Source organism: Xanthovirga aplysinae, assembly GCF_009711365.1.
GTDB classification, from domain to species: Bacteria; Bacteroidota; Bacteroidia; order Cytophagales; family Cyclobacteriaceae; genus Xanthovirga; species Xanthovirga aplysinae.
In genome coordinates this window covers 1-262 of sequence record NZ_SMMB01000060.1, presented here as the reverse complement: position 1 = coordinate 262, position 262 = coordinate 1, and the positions used below count along the sequence as shown (strand labels likewise).

Below are 262 nucleotides of genomic sequence, written 5' to 3'. Positions count from 1 at the left end.
ATTAAGAAATGTTTGGAGCTTATTCATTGGAAGATATTTTGGAAAGAATGATTCCATTTCATAAAGTTTTGGGTTTGAAAGTGGTAGAGATAAAAGAGGGTTATGTATCAATGTTAATTCCTTTTAAAGAGGAATTGGTCGGAGATCCGAGAACCAAGCGAATTCATGGAGGTGTAATTTCTACGGCTATGGATTCTGTAGGAGGGGCTGCTGTGATGACTACGCTTCGGTCCCCGGTTGACCAAGTTGCCACAATTGACAT

The 262-nt window shown here is 39.7% G+C and carries 1 protein-coding gene; it reads left to right on the top strand.

Going from position 1 to position 262, the window contains the following annotated elements:
• Positions 1 to 8: 8 nt before the first annotated feature.
• The coding region (locus E1171_RS00075) for a hotdog family protein (RefSeq protein ID WP_484628009.1) at positions 9 to 262 on the top strand (254 nt) is incomplete at its 3' end.